24 protein-coding genes and 1 tRNA gene are annotated in these 19,053 nt (G+C 32.2%); 4 read left to right on the plus strand and 21 right to left on the minus strand.

Going from position 1 to position 19,053, the window contains the following annotated elements; translation table 11 throughout:
• Position 1: 1 nt before the first annotated feature.
• Both FT986_RS02520 and FT986_RS02525 read right to left on the minus strand, forming a co-directional pair.
• Positions 2-1,069, minus strand: coding sequence for a hypothetical protein (locus FT986_RS02520; protein ID WP_147863681.1), 1,068 nt, complete (start codon positions 1,067-1,069; stop codon positions 2-4).
• Between the two features lie 35 nt (positions 1,070-1,104).
• The gene (locus tag FT986_RS02525; RefSeq protein ID WP_147863682.1) at positions 1,105-2,199 is read right to left on the minus strand and encodes a head maturation protease, ClpP-related; all 1,095 of its coding nucleotides are present in this window, start codon (positions 2,197-2,199) and stop codon (positions 1,105-1,107) included.
• A gap of 91 nt (positions 2,200-2,290) precedes the next feature.
• Between FT986_RS02525 and FT986_RS02530 the strand changes: the two genes are divergently transcribed.
• The 4 genes from FT986_RS02530 to FT986_RS02545 are packed head-to-tail and all read left to right on the plus strand — an operon-like array spanning position 2,291 to position 4,307.
• Positions 2,291-2,575 (plus strand): hypothetical protein, encoded by a 285-nt coding sequence (locus FT986_RS02530; protein WP_147863683.1) that lies wholly within the window; start codon positions 2,291-2,293, stop codon positions 2,573-2,575.
• 18 nt (positions 2,576-2,593) lie between these two features.
• Positions 2,594-3,052, plus strand: coding sequence for a hypothetical protein (locus FT986_RS02535; protein WP_147863684.1), 459 nt, complete (start codon positions 2,594-2,596; stop codon positions 3,050-3,052).
• Positions 3,046-3,537 (plus strand): hypothetical protein, encoded by a 492-nt coding sequence (locus FT986_RS02540; protein ID WP_147863685.1) that lies wholly within the window; start codon positions 3,046-3,048, stop codon positions 3,535-3,537. Before FT986_RS02535 ends, FT986_RS02540 begins: the two co-directional genes overlap by 7 nt.
• On the plus strand, positions 3,534-4,307 hold the full coding sequence (locus tag FT986_RS02545) for a hypothetical protein (RefSeq protein WP_147863686.1): 774 nt from the start codon (positions 3,534-3,536) through the stop codon (positions 4,305-4,307). The genes FT986_RS02540 and FT986_RS02545 overlap by 4 nt, the downstream gene beginning before the upstream one ends.
• On the opposite strand, the gene FT986_RS02550 is transcribed toward FT986_RS02545, so the two are convergent.
• From FT986_RS02550 to FT986_RS02635, 19 genes are all read right to left on the minus strand, one after another.
• Positions 4,304-4,537, minus strand: coding sequence for a hypothetical protein (locus FT986_RS02550; protein ID WP_147863687.1), 234 nt, complete (start codon positions 4,535-4,537; stop codon positions 4,304-4,306). The genes FT986_RS02545 and FT986_RS02550 overlap by 4 nt on opposite strands.
• Complete coding sequence (locus FT986_RS02555) at positions 4,531-4,776, minus strand: hypothetical protein (RefSeq protein WP_147863688.1); 246 nt, start codon at positions 4,774-4,776, stop codon at positions 4,531-4,533. The genes FT986_RS02550 and FT986_RS02555 overlap by 7 nt, the downstream gene beginning before the upstream one ends.
• A complete protein-coding gene (locus tag FT986_RS02560) occupies positions 4,773-7,652 on the minus strand; it encodes a hypothetical protein (RefSeq protein WP_147863689.1) in 2,880 nt (959 codons plus the stop codon). Before FT986_RS02560 ends, FT986_RS02555 begins: the two co-directional genes overlap by 4 nt.
• Positions 7,652-9,601 (minus strand): hypothetical protein, encoded by a 1,950-nt coding sequence (locus tag FT986_RS02565; RefSeq protein WP_147863690.1) that lies wholly within the window; start codon positions 9,599-9,601, stop codon positions 7,652-7,654. Before FT986_RS02565 ends, FT986_RS02560 begins: the two co-directional genes overlap by 1 nt.
• Positions 9,601-11,103, minus strand: coding sequence for a hypothetical protein (locus FT986_RS02570; protein ID WP_147863691.1), 1,503 nt, complete (start codon positions 11,101-11,103; stop codon positions 9,601-9,603). The genes FT986_RS02565 and FT986_RS02570 overlap by 1 nt, the downstream gene beginning before the upstream one ends.
• On the minus strand, positions 11,103-11,579 hold the full coding sequence (locus tag FT986_RS02575) for a hypothetical protein (protein ID WP_147863692.1): 477 nt from the start codon (positions 11,577-11,579) through the stop codon (positions 11,103-11,105). The genes FT986_RS02570 and FT986_RS02575 overlap by 1 nt, the downstream gene beginning before the upstream one ends.
• A gap of 139 nt (positions 11,580-11,718) precedes the next feature.
• Entirely contained in the window at positions 11,719-11,892 is a 174-nt protein-coding gene (locus FT986_RS15845) for a hypothetical protein (protein ID WP_187248555.1), read from the minus strand.
• Positions 11,889-12,326, minus strand: a complete 438-nt coding sequence (locus tag FT986_RS02580; RefSeq protein WP_147863693.1) for a hypothetical protein — start codon at positions 12,324-12,326, stop codon at positions 11,889-11,891. The genes FT986_RS15845 and FT986_RS02580 overlap by 4 nt, the downstream gene beginning before the upstream one ends.
• Positions 12,323-12,565, minus strand: a complete 243-nt coding sequence (locus FT986_RS02585; RefSeq protein WP_147863694.1) for a hypothetical protein — start codon at positions 12,563-12,565, stop codon at positions 12,323-12,325. Before FT986_RS02585 ends, FT986_RS02580 begins: the two co-directional genes overlap by 4 nt.
• Before the next feature lie 91 nt (positions 12,566-12,656).
• A complete protein-coding gene (locus FT986_RS02590) occupies positions 12,657-13,244 on the minus strand; it encodes a hypothetical protein (protein WP_187248556.1) in 588 nt (195 codons plus the stop codon).
• Positions 13,241-14,728: a phage terminase large subunit gene (gene terL, locus FT986_RS02595; protein ID WP_147863696.1), complete on the minus strand. Its 1,488-nt coding sequence runs from the start codon at positions 14,726-14,728 to the stop codon at positions 13,241-13,243. Before terL ends, FT986_RS02590 begins: the two co-directional genes overlap by 4 nt.
• Positions 14,715-15,161 carry a hypothetical protein gene (locus FT986_RS02600; RefSeq protein WP_147863697.1) on the minus strand — a complete coding sequence of 149 codons (447 nt, stop codon included), beginning with the start codon at positions 15,159-15,161 and terminating at the stop codon, positions 14,715-14,717. The genes terL and FT986_RS02600 overlap by 14 nt, the downstream gene beginning before the upstream one ends.
• Positions 15,158-15,394, minus strand: coding sequence for a hypothetical protein (locus tag FT986_RS02605; RefSeq protein ID WP_147863698.1), 237 nt, complete (start codon positions 15,392-15,394; stop codon positions 15,158-15,160). The genes FT986_RS02600 and FT986_RS02605 overlap by 4 nt, the downstream gene beginning before the upstream one ends.
• Entirely contained in the window at positions 15,363-16,028 is a 666-nt protein-coding gene (locus FT986_RS02610) for a protein Mom (protein ID WP_147863699.1), read from the minus strand. The genes FT986_RS02605 and FT986_RS02610 overlap by 32 nt, the downstream gene beginning before the upstream one ends.
• The gene (locus tag FT986_RS02615) at positions 16,025-16,642 is read right to left on the minus strand and encodes a hypothetical protein (protein ID WP_147863700.1); all 618 of its coding nucleotides are present in this window, start codon (positions 16,640-16,642) and stop codon (positions 16,025-16,027) included. The genes FT986_RS02610 and FT986_RS02615 overlap by 4 nt, the downstream gene beginning before the upstream one ends.
• Positions 16,643-16,758: 116 nt before the next feature.
• Positions 16,759-16,828 (minus strand) — tRNA-Met (locus FT986_RS02620).
• 714 nt (positions 16,829-17,542) lie between these two features.
• The gene (locus FT986_RS02625) at positions 17,543-17,860 is read right to left on the minus strand and encodes a helix-turn-helix domain-containing protein (protein ID WP_147863701.1); all 318 of its coding nucleotides are present in this window, start codon (positions 17,858-17,860) and stop codon (positions 17,543-17,545) included.
• A 2-nt stretch (positions 17,861-17,862) separates the two neighbouring features.
• Positions 17,863-18,078, minus strand: coding sequence for a hypothetical protein (locus FT986_RS02630; RefSeq protein ID WP_147863702.1), 216 nt, complete (start codon positions 18,076-18,078; stop codon positions 17,863-17,865).
• 57 nt (positions 18,079-18,135) lie between these two features.
• Positions 18,136-18,942, minus strand: a complete 807-nt coding sequence (locus FT986_RS02635; protein ID WP_147863703.1) for a hypothetical protein — start codon at positions 18,940-18,942, stop codon at positions 18,136-18,138.
• Positions 18,943-19,053 lie beyond the last annotated feature (111 nt).

Below are 19,053 nucleotides of genomic sequence, written 5' to 3' on the forward strand. Positions count from 1 at the left end.
TTTAAAATGCAGCTTGTACTGCATAAGGGTTAGGAATTTTAAAGTCCATCAAGTAAGAAGCTTTGATGTAGAAGTTTTCATCTTTACCTCCTACGTACTCCATACGTAAATCCGTCAAAGCTGCTGTATCATCAACTCCAATTTGAAGGTTTGATTTATCTGCAATCATTGAGAAATGAGGTTGATAAAGTGCTCCTGGTTCTGCATCTCCTGACTTATCGAAATCTCTACGGATTATCTTATCATAAGCCCATTGCATATCCTTAAGAGGACGGCTGTCAAATTGAGGTTCAAATGATTGCTGAATAGCAGACACCCCACTCTCTAATTGTTTAGCTCTAAACAAATCCTTATACTTTTTATACAAAGTGTGTGATGTAATGAACTGATCTCCACCTTCAAATTCTAAGCTTTCTACAAGATCATCATAGATTGCAAGAGCTTCCTCTCCAGTGATTGCTAATTGAAGGGCTTTTGTAGCTTCCTCATTTTTAGCAATATCAATGAACTGTCCAGATAATTCTGGATTAGCTTTTAATTCGTGAAGGGTTTTAATAAGTCCTTTGTCTATTTGATTATAATCTCCAACTGTACCAATTGCATTTTCACCAAGAATATCATCTACTGCGATATCTTTATTTCCGTGAACTGCAACTCTTACAAGATCACGAGCCATTGCTCCCGAAGTCATATCTTTGATAAAGTCAAAGAAATCTGCTTCTTGTAAGTTTCTACGGTCATAACCGTTAGCTAATCCCCATTGTACAAATGCACCTTCAAAATCTTTGTAGCACATTTTAATTCTTACGTCCATTGAACGTGGGTTCCATTTTTGAGAAACTCCATTAATTTCAAATGCAGTAAAAGTTGGCTCACAACCATCTTGCTGCTTTGTAACGTATTCGTAATCTCTCAAGGCAACAACTTGTTGACCTCCTTTTATTCCCGGAACAAACGTGAAGAATTCTTCAGCTTGCTGGAATAAAGTTTTTTGCACAATAGCATCTCTTAAATCCTGTAAAAGACGATCGCTATTATTGATGTCTGCAAATGCTTGTATTAAATCCATTATTTAATTCTGTTTTTTGATTGATGAATGATGAATTACTTTTTTTTCTCTCGAGCTTCGCGTTGCTTAGCAATTTTAGCCTCTAACGTATCGTCTCCTTCGCTTCTAATTCCTTTGTTCTCTGCCTTTGCAGGAGCTTTGAATTTTTTTGAAGTAACCGTCTTTTGTAATGCCAAGAATTTTTCCTCAAGAGTTTTTATTTTTTCATCTTTCTCTTTTGAAGCTTTCATCTTTGCTTCCATTTTAGCCATACGTTCATCAAATGAATTCATTAGCTTCTCTAAAGCAGCCATTGATTCATCTTGTTCATCCTCTCCTTCTTCACTAGGTTCTTTAATTTCTAAAATCACCCCAGTAGTACCTTCTTCATTAGTTCCAACAACTAATATGTTTCCATCTTTGTCAACGTGTTCACCATCGCTAACAGGGTTACCTTCAGCATCAAAAACCTTATCCCCAACAGCAGGATTATCTGCTTCAGTTTCTACGGTGATGATATTTCCATCAGCCAAAGTGGTTTCTAACATTTTAGGACCCTCTTGTTTGTTCAACAATTTGTTAATCCATTCCATTTTCGTGGTTTTGTTTAATTTTGCAACGGCTTCAACTGTTGTCCACTTTTCACTTGAAAACCCAAGCTCAACAGTTTGTTCCGGCGTTAAAAATGTTTCGTTTTTTAAAAGTGGAATAAGGGCTTCTTTTGAAAGTCCTGTATTGGTAGAATAGAAATCCAAAACCTTAGATTCTACTTGTTTTAGTTGCTTTGCATAATCACTTATTTCTTCAGCACTTCCTTCACTTCGACCCCAAGGCAAGTGAATCATAAATTTTGTGTCTTTACTCACCGAACGAGTATCACCAGCCATAAAAATAACAGTGGCCATACTCATACAATTACCTTTTGCAACAGTATGAACTGGTTTATCGATTGATTTTAGGAAGTTGTATATATCAAAACCATCATCAACATAACCGCCTTCAGAATTTATATGAACACAAAACTCATCTGCATCTCTTTGACTTTGGTATTGAGAAATAACATTAACTAAATCAATCCCTTTTTCGATTGACCCATCAGGATTTTGAAATTCTTTCCCTATAAGCCCGTATATAAAAATGTTTCCCTTCATTAAAGTAATATATTATATTACCTTTCAAATATAGCTTGATTAATCACTAGATTGTTAGACAGTGTTTTGTCTAATTGATTATATTTGAGATATGATAGTGATTGTTATAGGTTTAGTTTGTTTTGGGGTAGCCCTTATTTATGGCTGGATAAAGCTTGTGAATTGGATATGGCCTAAACCAAAGGAAAAACAAAACGAACCTATTGCTCCCTCAAATCCATATATTGATGCTCAAAGAAGAAGAGATCAAAATGATCGTTGGTATGATGAATATTTAAGCTGGATGGATCACAACAATGGGGGGATGCCTATGAAAAAGGTCAAAACTCCCGAAGAAATGGAATTTGAAAAGAAATATAAACAGGCACAAAATTAATTTTTCAAAGAATTTTTAATGACTGATAATTTTGATTTTAGTACAGCAAAACAAGTTAGAAAAACCCTTCTTATCACCTCATTTACTGGAATTTTCTTTACTTTTTTAATAAAAAATTCAACTGGTAATTTTGAATTCTTATTTTTTAAAATTCCAGTTGAAGATGCTACCCTTATTACTAATTTCATTGCTATAGTAATAATGTATCTTATTGTTGTATTTTATTATAGAAAAGAAAGTGAATATTTTAAAGAAAATTATTCAAAGTGGGTTGAGGATTTAAACAGCCTTTCATTCAGCACTTCTGTAAATCCAAATATGGATGAAATAAAAAGGATATTAGATGATAAAGTAAAAAAAAATAAATCTGTTTCTAGAGTTTTAAAGTTTATTGATACTATATTTCCAATATTGTTTGGACTCTTGTCAATTTTAATAATTATAATATACAATTTTATTCTTTCAAAAGTATGTTGAATCTAATACCCGGGAATTATTATGAATCCCAAAAAGATTTTAAACCAGTAAAATTTCTAGGAAAAAAAGATTATTGGTACTTCTACAAAGATCTTATTACAAATAAAGAAAGTAAGTTAAATGGTCCATATTTTTCACCAATACCAATAATTCCAGAACATTTAAAAAGAATAGGTTTTCTTATAGAAAATCAATTTCAAAGTTTTTATTCATACTATTTATTGGATTTCAGTTTCTTTTCGATACAAGACCGTACTGGTTCAACATCCTTTAAGGGATATAAATTAGTTCACGAAAACAATTTGGATAATTTTGTTGAGGATTATGATTCAGTTAGATCTAAACCCTTCAAAGAAATAGAAAAATTAAAAATTGAAGAATTAGGGACACTATCAGAAATCAACGAACTTTTTGAAAAAATTGAAGAAAAAATTATAAAATTAGATGATTCTGTAAAAAGTTTCTATTTAACTGGTATTCAATGAAGCATATAAAAAAGAAATATGGATTTGAAGCCAACGATGAACAAGTTACTATTTTAGAAGACAAAGGTATAAGTTTTTCAAATTTTGAAAGCTTAGATAAGAAAGTTCCAAAAGACCATGTAATGTTTTTAAAAACTAGCGAAGGTGATGTAGTGAAAGGTTTTAATAAGAAAGTTGATGGTTTAGATTTAATCATAACCATGCCTGATTTATCCTTGGTTTATTTTGATAGTGCTTATCAAATAAATTCAATTAGAAAAGACTTACTAAAGCAACTTAAAATTAAAACTAATTCTAAAGATGTTACTAAAATTGAAGAATCAGCAATGCAGGATATTTATAAATATTATGGTTTTGCAAGTAGCTGTATAATTTCTCTATTTACTTCAATGGAAAGTTTTATCAATTCGGTAATTCCTGATGGTGGCGAATACAGGGATGAGCAAAATCAACGTACTTTAATTTATAATAAAGATCAGATACAAAGGAATTTATCATTTCACGAAAAAACTAGAAAGGTTTTGCCATTCTTTTTAGGTAAAAGCTATTTTAAAAAAACAACTACCAATATTCAACATATAAATAATCTAAAAGATATTAGAGATGAAATTGTACATCCAAAGCATGAAAAACAATTGGAATCGCATCAAGCGCTATTACAAACTTTATTAACTTTCAAGTTTGACAAAACAATTGATGCTGTTGCAAGTTTTATAAACTATTATAAACCCAATTTTGTTGAAGAATGTAAATGTGGGAATGACTATTAACTCTCCATCTTAATCACAACCCTCTCAACGGTTTTAGAACTACAATTAAAATCAATGGATGTCTTAAAGTAGGCATCCATTTTTGTTTCCTCTTGGCTAATGTAATTTAGATAACACTCATACATTTCTTTGTCATTTAAGTATTTGATAGGAATCACTCCTTTACCAAGCAAGGTTTTAAATCTTCCTTCTTCTTCTAATTGTGATATGAGTTCATAAGTATTTACCATTTATTCAAAGGACATTTTTCATTTTTACTTCTTACTTTTGGAGATAGAGGACACTTACATTTTCCGCAGTAATGCCCTTCTATTTCGTGAAATTTATAATCTCTAAGCATTGCACTAAATTTACCTTTCTTAGCAAACGGACAGCTAGCACAAATTTCTGCCCGCACTTCAGCTTCTTGATCTATAATTGCATCAGGAACTACATAATTTTTCCAACCGTTTAAAATATCCTTTATCATAAATTTGCTCCTTGTTCTACACTTGCAGCTCTTTGAGCTACATCATTAATTTGATCTACAGGCACTACAGATTGAATTGCATTCACTTTATCAGCAAGAACATTACCTAACATATCATAATCAAAAGAATCTCTTACAAACTCTCTTTTGATTGATCTAGGGTTTGTTCTTGAAACCATACCTCCATTATTAGCATAAGTAACTGGAGTACTCAAACTAACTCCACCGTGTTTTTGATTAATAGCTGATAGGGCTGCAATTTCCGCAGATGCACCACGATTAAGAATGAACATCTTTTCTCCTCCTTGTGCTTCAACCAATGGATTTCCATCATTGTCATAAATCATTGAACCGCCTTGAGTATGTGAAGGTCCATTAATATCAATCCCAATACCTCTTTCAGCCTTAGGAACTTTTGTTGATGAAATTTGCTTCACTGCTTTTAAGCCTGAAGTCAAAACAACACCAGTACTTACTCCTTTTTGAACCGTTGCAATAGGTTCTGGTAAAATTGAAGGACTAGCCCAAACTTGTGCAACCCCTTGATAAGTGTTAATTGTTGCTTCTGCAATACCTGCAGCTTTACCCATTGCAGTTTTTTCTCCTAGCAAATCTGCAATTTCACCAAAGGTATTTTTATTTATGCTTAGCTTTGCGTTTTCTTCTGCTTCTGCAATTTGTTCTCTAATTGCAGCGTGCTTCCTTTCAACTTCTGTAATACTAGCACCTAACCTTTCAGCTTCAGCAAGTTCTGCCTCATATCTTAATTGCTCTCGTTCCCGTTCCAACTCGAATTGATTTTCGAATTGTTCCATTTCCAACTCCCGTTTGAGCTCAAGTTCAAAAACTTCTTTTTCTTTCTTAGCTTCTTCACGTTCAATTCTGAGATCTTCTTGCTGTTTATAATTTTCAGCATCTATACGCGCTATCTCATCATTATAATCTTGTCGATTTATTACACCTTCATCAAATCTTTTTTGTTGATATTCCCTTTCAGCTTCAGCAATTCGATCTAATCTTTCTTTCTCCTGGTTAAATAATTGCTCATTTAAGAAAGTACCTTGTTCGATTTTTGTTAAATGAGCATCTTTGAAAATTTGAAGTTCACGCTCTGCATTATCAATAGCAATGTCAGCTTGCATTTTTCCAAGCTCATTCTGACTTTGTAAGATGAAAAGATTGAATTCCTCTTGACTAATTTTCCCAGCTTCCAATTTCTTTTTCTCTACTTCAAGTTTTTGCTCAAGAACTTTTTGAGCGATCTCTAATTCTTGTTCTTTAGTTTTTTCCGCATAACCTTGACGAGCAATGAACATTTCAGTTTCTAAAGCCATTCGACTTATTGTTATATTAAAAAGCTCTTCTTGTCTTTGAATGGCTGCCTGATCTGCTGCTTTTCTTTTTGCAGCTGCTTCATTCTCTAATTGATTTTTAGTTCCAAGAAAACGCATTTCAACCCTTCTAGATTCTTCATCTAGTTTTAACCTTTCAGCTCTTAAGTTTTGAAGTTCTTTTTCTTCTTCTCTCGAAGTATCATTTGCTTGTTGCTGAAGCTCTAGTTGCTTGATTTTCATTTCAAGTATATTGGCTTCATAATCAACAATAGTTTGCTGAGCCTTAGCTGCTTCTTCAAGTGCTGCCTGTCTTTCTGCATCTGTTTTGCTTCTATCTTTAGCAATAAGTTCTTGCTCTCTTAAAATGTTAGTGTTTTTCTGTCTAACTAATGCCTGGTTTATTTCAGCTTTCTCAATATCTTCATTGAGTTTTTGAATTTCTTGACCTCTTTTTATAGCTACATCAAAGAATTCCCCAGCTTTACTCCCTGCATTGGCTAATTTGCCTGTCAAATCTTCAACTCCTGTTCCTGCTTGAATTAAATCATCTCCAATTCCATCAAAATCAAAATTCAATACTTTATTTACTATTTTTTGTAGCGCTTCAAACCTATTCAATAGGTTCTCTTTTATTGAATTTCCTAAATCCTTTACTAATTTTTTAGGGTTTGATACAGCTTCAAATATTTCTTTTCCGAATTCTTGTACCACTCCAAAAAGAGCCTGAAATATTTCTTTCATTGGTGTAAGTACACGGTTAACTTTATCGATTCCATCTTGTGTAGATGTGAGGTAGGCAACGAGTGAACCCAAAACAACAACTATTGCACCAATACCAGTACCAATAAGAGCAGCTCTAAATAATTTTAATGCTCCACTTGAAACATTTGTGCTCACAGCTAAAAGCTTTTGAGTTTTACTCATTCCTTCAGTCGCTGCGGATGCGTTACGAATATCATCAGCACCTTGCTTGAATTCCGCTCTGACGGTATTAAATACTGGTGCGAAATTTTGATAAATATTTGTTATCTGTTGAGTTTCTTTACCTAATAATCCAGTACTTCCTAAAGCATTCTTGATGCTCTCTTCATAATTACCTACATTGATTTTAGTTTTTTCATACTCAGAAGCATTCTCTTTGATGAATTCGTTGTTCTTATCAATCTCAGCATTAACTTGACTTAAGGTTTTAGCCTGATCCTCATTAGTTGCATCTAATTGATTCGCAATAGCTATTAACTTGGAATTTGCATCACGTGCATCTTGCTTTGTCCTTATGTCTTGGTTTTGGATATTGATATAGGCATCAAGAACTTTCTCACTATCCCTAACTTCTTTTTTATATTTCTTGATTTCAATTTCACCAAGAGTGTATTGTTCAAGCTGCTCTTGTGAAGCATTACGAAGGTTATCGGTTTCCTTCTTTAAATCCTTTTGGCTTTGCTGAAGATCTGCAATGCTTTTTTTTGTCTGTGCTGCTTTAGAAAGAATCTTGTCAACCCCTATATCTATCTCAGCTATTTTTACATTTTCAGTTGCCATTACCTATTGATTTTAATGAGTTCTGCTTCAGTTTCTAATTTATTCAGATCTCTTTTTGTAAGTTTATTTACAATGAATTCACCCCCTTTTTGTTTAACGTAGATTCTTTTCTTCATATCAAAAGCATCAAATTCATAAATGCTTAAGTTGAAAATTACCTTTGTTATTAATGTCTTTTTGAATAGACTTTTAATGGGTGTATAACTGTCATCAATTATCTTATCCCACGAGTAGTCATAGTTTTCAGCTAATGATATTTTATTTGAAGTATCAAACTCTGAAAGCTGTTCACTACCTAATCTTACAGTTAAATTTGAAAGTTGTTTTTCTCTTAGAAAAGAAAATCTTGCATCAAGAGATTTGTATTCAATAACCGTTTCATCATTTTCAGTTTTTACCTCTTTTTCCCATAGCTTGATTTGAGGAATATGAAGTGATAAAACAAAAGGAACTGGATATCTTTCAGGAGAATAAGTCTTGGATTTTATTATGTCAGTATTATCCTCTAGGTTTTCGTTTTCAACGACTAAGTAACCATCATTAAACTGATCGCCTTCTCCACTGTATTTAAATCTGAAAAAGTTTTGTTTAGCATACGAGTTATAAGAGTATGATTCACTCACAGTTCTCTCATATTTATCGCTCCAATCTTCAATCTCACCATTGATTCGTTCATCGTAGGTTAAAAAGTCTAAGTGATTCTTGTCTTTTGAAGGAAATGGAGTTAACCCAAACCTCCACATTATTTCACGATAAAAGTCTTTAGGAGTTAATCCTTTGAAGAATTCAATTTGATTGATTGTAGTTTGTTCAATCTTAATTATTTCTAATTCATAATTAATTCCTGAATGGTCCGAACTTTGACCAAGAGCTTGCTGTCTGTAATAGAACAATGAAACAGTGTCACCTTGTTCCATATCGAATGGCTGATCAAAATCAATATTGTAAGTCCCATTACCATTACCTGAAAGAACATAAGACATTCCGCCTAATCCTACAGGTTCGGCTTGATGTTGGTTTATTCCCATGGCGAACAATCCCAGTGATAGGAGTACTCCGTCTAATGTCATAGTTCCTGTTATTCTAATTCTATAGAAACCATCTTCAGGAATACTATAATATAAAGAATTTGAAGCCCAACTAAAGGGTAGTAAATTTCCCTGAGAGATATTGTTCGTGATATCTATATTATTTCCAACATTCTCATCGTGAATCATAGGATAAAACCTACTTTGAAAACTGTATGGCATATCATCTGAAGCATAAGAAATAGCTGCATAAGTATCACCATCCGCTCCAGATGTCACTCCTTTTGGATAGGTAAGAAATAAATTTTTAAATTGCTCTGTATTGAAGGTAGTTCCTGAAAAAGTAAAACCAAAGGTTTCAAATATTCTTTCCCATAGAAATTCTGTTTTGACAGATGGGACCAGGTAATCAATATTAATATACTGATCCGTATTATATTCAAAGAAAGTATTTCCATTAAAATCAGCAACTAAATATCTATAGTATTGATTTGGGTTCTCCCAACTTTCTTTTATACTCTCTACATCTTTAGTGTGACTTATCTCGTCTAAATTTATATCCTCAAATTTCACATTATCTAGGTTCTTGAAAAAGTCAATATTACCGTCGTATATGTGAAAATTAAAGTCTTCATTGGAATCCTTAAAAATTCCCCAGCCTTTTACAATCAAACATATATTCTCAACAAATAACATTGCTGTATTTTTTTGATATGGATAATTTGAGGTGCTACCATCAATCCCCAATCCTTCAAAGTTTTTGATATTCTTAGCTGTATTCTTGAGTTTGAATGATTTTGAAAAATTGGTTTGGCGTGATGCAAGATTATCAAGACTATTGGCTTGCTTAGTATAGCCAATCTTTTCACCCTCGTAAAGATCAACCTGAAAATCATTTATGAATAATCTTACGTCTGACATTATAGAAACATATTATATTCATTAAACTCAATTTTTATTTTCTCACGATTGAATTTCGTTTTTAGTGACTTATTATCAAGTGAATTTGATTTCACATTAATTCCCACCCAGCTGTCTTTTTCTGCTTTTTGAAATAGATCTCCGACATACATTTCAACTCTTGGAGATTTAATGAAGTCTTTAAAGTTTTGCATTTCCCAAGCTTCCATTTTTTCGGTCTGAAACTCCATTTCGATAGTAGATTCTCTTTCTGTTTTTAAGTTTCTAGTGAGTGTGTTTTGAATCCCATTAAAATCAAGTGTAACATCCTTACCCTCTTTGACTTTATTCACAATTGTAAATTCTCTTTCAAATCGAATATACCCCCAACCTCCACGGTTTCTATAAAACTTAAAGTAGGGAGCACAAGTAGATTCTTTCTTAATGATATAAAGCATTAAACTTTTTTCGTCAGGAACTACCTCATAAGTTTCATCTCGAGTAGCTAATAATGCAGTAGGGTAAAAAATAAGTTCTATTTTATTGATCCCCGTTTGCATTGGAAGTACATCATTAATAGTAAAATCCTCACTTCCTTGAGATAGAAATAATCTATTTACACCATCCTTAATGGTTACGCATGTCTCGTGGCCAGTCGTTAAGTTTTTAAGCTTTAATATTCTTCTAGCAAATGAAAAGAGTGATATATCAACAGGATAGCCTTCATAATAGTTGACTTTATAAACATCATCAATCTTTAATTGTGGTAGAAGCAAATAATATTTATCCTCTGGTATATTAAATTGAGTGTCTTTAAAATTGGCAATTTGTTCAACGGCTTTGATAAATTCAAATTTTAAATTTTGAGTAAAGCTCTGTTCTTGTACATATCCAACCATCTCTATTTCCATTTCAAGAAATAAACTTTCATCTGGCTCAACATACCCATTGTTCTCAATGTCTGGAACAATAGAATCCTCGAACTTGTTTTGATTAATTAACGTGGCTGCAGGGTATTTCAAATTGAGATAGTATTCTCCCAATGGTGAAGGATATAGAGTGATTGGTAATTGCCCGTTAAATGTAGTTTCTAACCTGCTACTTTCTCCTTTTTCAATGAGTACAATGTTATCATTATAAGCGTTTAACAGTACATTGGGAGGAGGTGTTGAAATAATCCCGAGTACGTATGATAAATCATTATTAATTTCGTCAACTAAAGAACATCTATAATAGCTACAGAAATAAAATTGTTCTAAAGGGTTATTTATATACAAGTAAACCCAACCATCGTTTAATTCAGTTTCATAGTATCCAAGTGGAACTAAATCTAAATCAAAGGCCTCTTTTATATATTGGTTTTGTTCTTCAATATCCTGTCCAATTGTAACCTCATAGTCATTTTGTCTTTGCGTTACAAATTTGAAAGTATGATGTCCAATGATGGATGCTGTAATAGTGAAGCTTGGTTCTTCCCCTCCAGTAAACTCAACAAATCTTATTTTTAACTCCTTAAATCTCATTATGCTGCTTGTAATATGTTTTTAAAATCTGAAACGAAATCAACCTCACGCATATATTCTTCTCCAATATCATCAAGCATTTTATACAAGTATTCTCCCATATAGAGCGTAACAACATCTGAAATTACTTTGCCTTCATTATATTTATTAGGTACTTTGATACCTTCATTGGCTATTTTCCTTGCTATAATGAAAGCGAATTGTTTTTTCTTTTCTACAAATATTGCTGGTAAACCTTGCTTAACTTCAATCCATTCCTCAATTGCTCTCAATGGAGGAAAACCTCCAGCTCCGCGGCCATTTTCCATATATAAAGAATGGTGTGAACCAAACATTTGAAGTTTGTTACCTTGCAATTTGTACTCTAATGATTCTGCAAACTTGCCCGAAGCTCTTAATCCTAACTTGTCATAGTTAGTAATTAGATCCTTTTTGAATCGTTCGAGGTATTCCGTGTATATGGCTTTACGGTTCATTATTCAGTTATCTTGAAAGAATTATTACATTCAAAACATTTATCAATTATCTTGGTGCAGTTAGGATCAGATGGATCAATTAATCTTCTCACGAACATTGTTGTCTTTTGGCAAACTTGGCAATGCTGAGAGTGAATTTTCATTTTTCCTTTCTACTTTGAACCATCCAAATAACTCCACCGATTAAAACCGGAATGATTACAAATGCACCAAACACCCACGCCAATACAGTGAGGTCAAAAAACAAAAACATTAGCGCTAAGGCTGCAAATAATACGATACGCCAAAAGCGTTTTTTAGTTGATTTTCTCATTGCTCTTTAAATTCGATTGTAAACTGTATTTTTAAACCATCCATATTGGTATCAAACTCATCGTACACCTCAATCTTTTTCCAACGCATAACCCTGTAACCATCACAATTTATAAAGCCATCCAATACTTTCGAAGCTTCACTCTTTAAATACTTAACAGCATCATTATACTTCGTTTCTTGAGATTCATCACTAAGCTTTGAACGAACCATTAACAGCAGTTCACCTGTATAAGTATATCCTTCAGTTGCTCCATATTCGTTGAGCTTATCTTCTTCATCGTGCCACAGAAATAAGAGGTACTTCATTTTGTCAGCAAATGACAAATGAGTGTCATCATTGGCATCTAATAGGTTTTGCCAGTGTGCTGCACCGTACTGAAATTTATACCCAAGTACGGTGGTTGCAAACTGATCTGTATAATCAACTATCATTTTTGATGTCTATTTAATGTTTCAAATGTTCCTCCCAAAGAAGTCATTATAAATGCGTTATCTTCTTTGTAGATAGCTATACCTTCTTTTGTCGTTGAATCCCAGTTTCCGTAGACTCTTAATTTGATTCCTTTTTCTTCGTCACCTTTTTCTGGACCTTTGACTTGGTAAGTATCCCCTAAATAAATCTGAAGTCTATCAATTTCATTTACTTTCTTAAAAATTCTAAGTGTGTACATATCTGTGTGTATTTATATTTGCCTACTCTTTAGATTTTCGGCTTCCTCTATAGTAAAAAGTAATATAATATATTACGAAATTAATAAAAAATTACTTCTGTTTAGCTAATCTTTCTTCATATTCTGATTGAACCCTGTTTAAAAGCATCTTTCTCATTACCAAACCATAAGGCATTTCTTGCACTTCATCCCATTTTAGAATATTACCACTGGCCATATTATCAATTGAAGGCACTTCGCCCAGCTGGTCGAAATCTTCAATACCTGCATTGATTTGTTTATGAGTAGGTTTTTTAAAAAGCTTCATCTTTTCAGCTTTGAATATTTCGTTGACACCTTCCAAAATCCAAGCATAGGCTGCAAAGACATCAAACACACTGCAATTGAAAAATTGATTCCTGGTATTTATTTTGTAGACAAATTTTAAAATATTCATTACTTTCTCAAGACTCATATTACCTCCATTCAAGTAGTCTTTAATCATTGAAACCTCCTTCCATTTAAGAAAGAACATATCGTCAAAATTTGGATTTAGTTTGTAATACTGGTGATTGTACTTGAGGCTGATTGTTTTTTTTGGTTTCACAACTTCCAATGCAGCATCAACAAGAACACGATCATCTTCTTGCATCATAAGATATTCCGCTATTGTTCTATCTTGGAATATATTATTTATCATAATGCTTTACTATCTCCCCAATCATCATTGCTTGTGGTAGTTTCTTTTTCGATTATTCCAGTCATACAATCAGGAGCATCATCCTTTTTATTCAATGAAAATTCTTTCTTGTATTTAGTTACATCTTTATAAAATTCAGGCCATCGAATATGCCAATCATCAGGAAAAACCAAGCAACGGTTTACGGTTGCAGAATTAGAATAAATTCTACTTTCTTTATTTCCACTTTGATGAAACCATTTTATAGAACAAGCCCTTTTTACTAATGCCTGAACATTTCTTGCAAATCCACGTCCTCCATTATTGCTTTCAATCCAAGCTATCTTAGTTTTAGTATTTTTAAGCAATTCAGCTGTCTTTGGTTCGGTAATTTCCATTGCCTTATCTGTATAAACTAAATCTAAAACATAGAAATGCTCATCAGTTTTACTTAATGGAATCCCATAAGTAATTGAACAAAGGTTATCTTTTCCTTTGTCAGCTGTATCAGTATAATTTTTGATAATTTTAAATTGAGGTAGTTCTGAATAAGTTTTGAATTTGGAATACATTAATCCTTCTTTATTTACAGGGTTACCTTGGTGTAGGCAATCAAATTTATCAGGGTCTTTGTCTCTCGTACTGATTAATTTAAATAAAGAATGTTTCTCTGGCCATAATGCTTCTCCTGGAACTCTTTCATCAAAACTATTAGGATCTTCTTCCTTGATGGCTGGAAGATTTATTTTCAAAAATTGATCCTCTCTTAATGAATGTATGAATTCATAAACATCTCCTTGACCATTCCATTCTTTGACATAACCTTTATCTTCAAGTATTGCAATTAAATCATTTTCACTCCATCTGGTAAATACAATTAATTGTTGACTATCATTATGAAGCCTTGAATCTGCAACCGCTATATACCAATCCCAAGTTTTTCTTTGAACCACAGGAGAATTCCCCTCATCCCAATCTTTATATAGATCATCCATAAGTAGCACATCAACAGGATCACCAGTAAGAGGTCCTCCAATACCTACAAACTTCATTGAACCATCACTATTTATTGATTCTCTATTTTCATTTGTATTTGCCCTAGCACCTGTATAACCTCGTTCAGGATATTTTACATCTGGGAATATATCTTTGTATTCTTTTTCTCGCATTATACTCATTATCTCCCTACCAAACTTTTGAGCTTTTGTAGCTGCATAACTTACTAGAGCTAATTTTGTATCAGGTCTAATACCTGCAATGTATGCTGGTAACCTTCGAGAACTCCCTTCAGATTTCCCATGCTGGGGAGGCATAGAAATAATGAGATTTTTAATTTCCTGATTAGCAAACATATCAAGAAGTTGATAATACTTTTTGTGAAACCAATAAGGCTTAAATTTATTAAAGGTGGTTGATGTGAACTTTAAAAGATTTTCACGTGAATCCTCTATATCATTAAGATATAATAACTCTTTAAGTTTTAAAGTTTCTTCAGTTGTTAACATTCATTGTTGCTTTTTCAATTAACTTTTGGATCATCTCATCCCTTTCTTCTCTTGTTAACTGTGTTTGGGTAACATTAGCATCAACTTGATGTTTCTTTGCGGGCTCAATATTCTCCAATCGAATAATCATTTTTTGAATTCTGGCCTTAGCATTAAGCCCTTGAGGAGTTCCTTTGAATTCTCCTTTAAGGCTTCTTAGATCTTGTTTTAATTCAGCAATCTTAGCTTGTCGCCTAAGTTCAATATTGATTTCTTCATCTGCTTTCCAATTATTAAAAGCTGCTTGAATATATCTTTTGGCTTGTTTTGAACTTAATCCCCATTCAGAAATAATTTGTCTACGCATTAAATCTTCCTGAACACCATCAATGATCCAACCTTGAACGGTTAGGACTCGTTTGTCTTTTTCTTCTTTAGATACACGTTTGCTCATTCATTTGGATACATTCGCTTGATAACTTCAATATGCCTTTTCAATTCAAAAATGCGATCACGTAATTTGATTCTTTCACGTTCACGCATAACTTTTATTTCTTCAGTACTATCTTTGATAGGTCCATCCTCATAGGCTTTTAAAGCATCTTCATTAATACCTTTTTCTTTCTCTAAATAATCAATAATATTATCTCTCATTTCAATTAACACTTGATATTTTAGACTTGCCATCGGATGAATTAATTTTGTTATCAGCAGTAAAATTAATATTCTTCTTTGGATATGGCTTAGCCAATTTGTTTAACTTTCTTCTTTCCCATTTGTTCATAGGAAAAACATATTTGATTTTAGGCTTGCCTTTTACCACATGGGTGTTAGGATCAACATGTTTTTTGAGCCAAGCAATACCTGAATTACCATATTTCTTACTTATACTTCTTCGGTGGGTTAATTTACCCTTTAGCATTATTCCTCTTTCATTGCTTCTTTCATCCATATACAGCCAGTTAGTGGCTTGATATATAGTTCCAATATGGTCTTGATTCCTATCCGCGTAGCTCACAATAATTTTTACCTGAGGAGCATCTTTTTTTAATTCACGAATGCAAGCGCCTAAAACTTGAGAAGTATATTTTTGCTTTCCATTTAAAGCAACTCTCACAAGCTCCACAACTTGTCCTTGTACTAAATCATATTCAGTTGCAAGATTAGGATTTGCACCATTTGAAAACAGAACAACTCCACACCATTCATTTGATTCATTGAATACTGAATACCCCAAACGGATTTGAGGCACAGCTTGAGCATAATGATATTTTAAGCAAGCATAACGAATTGCTTTTCCTGAGGCTTTTTCAATTCTCATATTTCTCCTTGACTTACTGAATATTTGATTCCTGTAAATTCCTGTGTTTCTTGCATCATCTCAAGCTCTTTTTCAAAAGCATCAAGTTGTTTGCTATTCAAGAATGTTATTTTGATTACTGGAGGAGCTTCTTTTTTATCAGCTGTTAATTCATCTGGAAATGGTAAATCTTTAAATGGATCTGTAATATCTAAATTTAGATTTAAGCCCTGAATGCTTGGAAGGTCAATTTCAAATTTTGAAGTGAAATCAAGCAATCCTTGTTCTGTTATTTTAGCATATTGAGATGAGTATATTAAAACTAATTCAGCAGCTTCTTTTTCATTTTTACAATTAATGAAAGTTGCTGGGAGTACTTCAGGAACCTCAATTCCTTTTTCTTCAATTTCAATTAAATCAAGATAACGGTGTTTTCCATCCAAGCAATAAATGTCATCACCCTCAGCCCAAACCTTAAAAGGATCTGCAAATTGATATTTCAATATTGATTCAATGAGCTTATCATTACCATCACCAATCCACTCTTTGAAATTTTCATCTTGAATGAATTTAAGATTCTTCCACTTGATAAGTCTTGTTTTTCCAACGATTGATGAAAGATTTTTATTATTCATAAACTATCGTGCATTTAAGCGATTTTCTTAATTATCGTGTTTTTAAAAAACCCCCCTTTCACAAATGAAAGAGGGATCAATCAACTATCCCAATTAGCAATCATGACAATGGCTAGTAGCAGGAACAGGGTTCGAACCTGTGACTTCTGGATAATGAGCCCAGCGAGATACCTCTTTTTTATCCTGGGATTTTGAGTTATAGGACATATCTAGACACAAATCTAAGAATAAAAGTAATATAAAATATTACTTTTATTGTATTTTTTATTTATGTTATAACTATCTGATAATGAAAGTTATGTTAAAATATTTCACTTTTAAATCTAGAATTCAAGATGTTGCAGCGATGTTTAAAACATGTTGAAAACCTAAGCTCTTTTTTTTGTTATATATGGGAAGTAATAAGGTACTTTTACAAAGTATAACCACGGTGTTAATAACATGTTAGGAACAAAAATGAGCACTCTTAAAATATAGCTTGTTTAAGAATTATCTTTACATCAGTTCACTGAGTATAGAACTATTGTTGGGGTAGCAGTCAACAAAAAAAGCCTAAGCGTTAACTTAGACTTTAATGTTCTTAATAGCTTTAAAAAAATAAATTATGGTAATCGAGTTACTTATTTTATTAGCTATTCTAAGAGAGATTAATAAATAATCTCAGATTTTTAAAGACCCATCTGCTGGAACAGGTGGGTTTTTTGTTATTACAAATATATATATAAAGTATCTACATACAACATACAACAAAATTTTCCTTCAAAAGTTTTAAACAACATTCTACCAAAATGACCTAATTCAGAGATAAAGTTCCACTTTTTAATGTTAATAACAACATAATAAAAAACCCCTTCAATTTAAAACTAAAGGGGTTTAATGTAATTTATCCAATATATCATATCAATTTAAATTTACGACTTCTTTGTAATCATTACCAAACATTTCAATTATAAAGCTTTTTAAGCTTGGAGCAAGCATTCGATATAATTCTTTTTTTTCTTCAGGAATATCATTTTCAGAAATCGTTAGAAAATAAACTAAAGCAGTGGGCACATTCAACTCCATACAAATCTTATCAAGTGTTTCAGATGTAGGATTATATTTACCTTTCATAATTTGTGAAATAGCTGTAGGGGATTTACCTACTCTTTCCGCTAAAACAGATTGAGTGATTCCCTTTTGTTTTAAAATTTTTTGAAGTGCTTTTCCTAATTCCATATTTATTCAATTCGATCAATTAAATGTAGTGCGATGTGAGCTCCAGTAGTAAGATATTTTACTACTTTCAATGCTATGTTTTGCAATTTTGTTTTATCTGAAGTATTATTAAGTTCGTCTCGAAACATCAATAATAATGTTCTGCTTTCTTCTGTTGTGTGATCTGCAATTAAAGCTTTATCTATTTGTGCTATTAATATTTTTTTTTCTTGTGACATACCTTGCGGTTTTAATTATTATATATTTAAAATGCAAGGCCATATTTTTGACCTTACCTATACTGAAAATGTATAAGTAAGACTTTCTTCGTCATCTAAATTATTAAAGTAGAATCTATAAACTTTCGTAAAACTATCTCTAAGATTTAGACTCCATTGAAAAATTGTTTTAGAAATCTTTGAAATTTGTTTTTTGTAGTTCCTTTCTCTATTTTTTGAGAGTTCTAGCGCTTTCTTACAAGACTCTAACCAATTTCTAAGTTTTACTGGATTATTTGAAAGCTCCAAAGAAATATTTAAGCCTAGACTTTGAGCAACAGCTTTGGTTAATTGGTCAATTTTATCCGATAAAGTTAATGGGTCAATTTTATCCGATAAATCAAATTTAAGTATTGACTGGTTTTTGTTATGTGGTTCGTAAGAATTATAAAGATGCTCATATTTAGAGAAATCTATTTGAGAAAACTCTGTTCCATAATTAAGAGATTTAGGCTCAAACTCTAAAGATTCAGAGGCTTTTAATATACAATGAGTAACGAAACCTAATTTTTCAGATAAATGTTCAGAATCATCAGAGGAATATATTGAAGATAATTTGAAAATATTTTTCTCAAGCTCTTTCTGTAAATTCCTTTCTGAATTGATAGAGTTCTGTAAATCAGAAATTTTACCTACATTATCAAAATAACTTTTTTCACCTCTAGGGTTTATTCTAGCATAGTAAGAGTGAAGTTTAGAATCTGTTGAATTCAAAGAATCATCTTCATTACCACAATGAAAAATGCCCTTTGAATTCATGTTACCATCAATGTCAATGGTTTTTGAATCTGATCCCCAACTGTATTTTCTAAATATTTCGCTCATAATAATCTTCCTAGGTTACAAATTTAAGTAAAACTTAAATAATATGCAATTTTATTTTATATTTAATTTAAAAATAAAAAAACTTTGTCAGTATATCAAACGATAATTGCA

Origin of the sequence: Mesonia sp. K4-1 (assembly GCF_008017825.1) — a bacterium.
Lineage (GTDB): Bacteria > Bacteroidota > Bacteroidia > Flavobacteriales > Flavobacteriaceae > Mesonia.

What these genes read in the sequence shown, in the direction of transcription:
- FT986_RS02520 (WP_147863681.1), bottom strand. Translation starts at nt 1,069, where the DNA reads ATGGATTTAATACAAGCATTTGCAGACATCAATAATAGCGATCGTCTT.
- FT986_RS02525 (WP_147863682.1), bottom strand. Translation starts at nt 2,199, where the DNA reads ATGAAGGGAAACATTTTTATATACGGGCTTATAGGGAAAGAATTTCAA.
- FT986_RS02530 (WP_147863683.1), top strand. Translation starts at nt 2,291, where the DNA reads ATGATAGTGATTGTTATAGGTTTAGTTTGTTTTGGGGTAGCCCTTATT.
- FT986_RS02535 (WP_147863684.1), top strand. Translation starts at nt 2,594, where the DNA reads ATGACTGATAATTTTGATTTTAGTACAGCAAAACAAGTTAGAAAAACC.
- FT986_RS02540 (WP_147863685.1), top strand. Translation starts at nt 3,046, where the DNA reads ATGTTGAATCTAATACCCGGGAATTATTATGAATCCCAAAAAGATTTT.
- FT986_RS02545 (WP_147863686.1), top strand. Translation starts at nt 3,534, where the DNA reads ATGAAGCATATAAAAAAGAAATATGGATTTGAAGCCAACGATGAACAA.
- FT986_RS02550 (WP_147863687.1), bottom strand. Translation starts at nt 4,537, where the DNA reads ATGGTAAATACTTATGAACTCATATCACAATTAGAAGAAGAAGGAAGA.
- FT986_RS02555 (WP_147863688.1), bottom strand. Translation starts at nt 4,776, where the DNA reads ATGATAAAGGATATTTTAAACGGTTGGAAAAATTATGTAGTTCCTGAT.
- FT986_RS02560 (WP_147863689.1), bottom strand. Translation starts at nt 7,652, where the DNA reads ATGGCAACTGAAAATGTAAAAATAGCTGAGATAGATATAGGGGTTGAC.
- FT986_RS02565 (WP_147863690.1), bottom strand. Translation starts at nt 9,601, where the DNA reads ATGTCAGACGTAAGATTATTCATAAATGATTTTCAGGTTGATCTTTAC.
- FT986_RS02570 (WP_147863691.1), bottom strand. Translation starts at nt 11,103, where the DNA reads ATGAGATTTAAGGAGTTAAAAATAAGATTTGTTGAGTTTACTGGAGGG.
- FT986_RS02575 (WP_147863692.1), bottom strand. Translation starts at nt 11,579, where the DNA reads ATGAACCGTAAAGCCATATACACGGAATACCTCGAACGATTCAAAAAG.
- FT986_RS15845 (WP_187248555.1), bottom strand. Translation starts at nt 11,892, where the DNA reads ATGAGAAAATCAACTAAAAAACGCTTTTGGCGTATCGTATTATTTGCA.
- FT986_RS02580 (WP_147863693.1), bottom strand. Translation starts at nt 12,326, where the DNA reads ATGATAGTTGATTATACAGATCAGTTTGCAACCACCGTACTTGGGTAT.
- FT986_RS02585 (WP_147863694.1), bottom strand. Translation starts at nt 12,565, where the DNA reads ATGTACACACTTAGAATTTTTAAGAAAGTAAATGAAATTGATAGACTT.
- FT986_RS02590 (WP_187248556.1), bottom strand. Translation starts at nt 13,244, where the DNA reads ATGATAAATAATATATTCCAAGATAGAACAATAGCGGAATATCTTATG.
- terL (WP_147863696.1), bottom strand. Translation starts at nt 14,728, where the DNA reads ATGTTAACAACTGAAGAAACTTTAAAACTTAAAGAGTTATTATATCTT.
- FT986_RS02600 (WP_147863697.1), bottom strand. Translation starts at nt 15,161, where the DNA reads ATGAGCAAACGTGTATCTAAAGAAGAAAAAGACAAACGAGTCCTAACC.
- FT986_RS02605 (WP_147863698.1), bottom strand. Translation starts at nt 15,394, where the DNA reads ATGGCAAGTCTAAAATATCAAGTGTTAATTGAAATGAGAGATAATATT.
- FT986_RS02610 (WP_147863699.1), bottom strand. Translation starts at nt 16,028, where the DNA reads ATGAGAATTGAAAAAGCCTCAGGAAAAGCAATTCGTTATGCTTGCTTA.
- FT986_RS02615 (WP_147863700.1), bottom strand. Translation starts at nt 16,642, where the DNA reads ATGAATAATAAAAATCTTTCATCAATCGTTGGAAAAACAAGACTTATC.
- FT986_RS02625 (WP_147863701.1), bottom strand. Translation starts at nt 17,860, where the DNA reads ATGGAATTAGGAAAAGCACTTCAAAAAATTTTAAAACAAAAGGGAATC.
- FT986_RS02630 (WP_147863702.1), bottom strand. Translation starts at nt 18,078, where the DNA reads ATGTCACAAGAAAAAAAAATATTAATAGCACAAATAGATAAAGCTTTA.
- FT986_RS02635 (WP_147863703.1), bottom strand. Translation starts at nt 18,942, where the DNA reads ATGAGCGAAATATTTAGAAAATACAGTTGGGGATCAGATTCAAAAACC.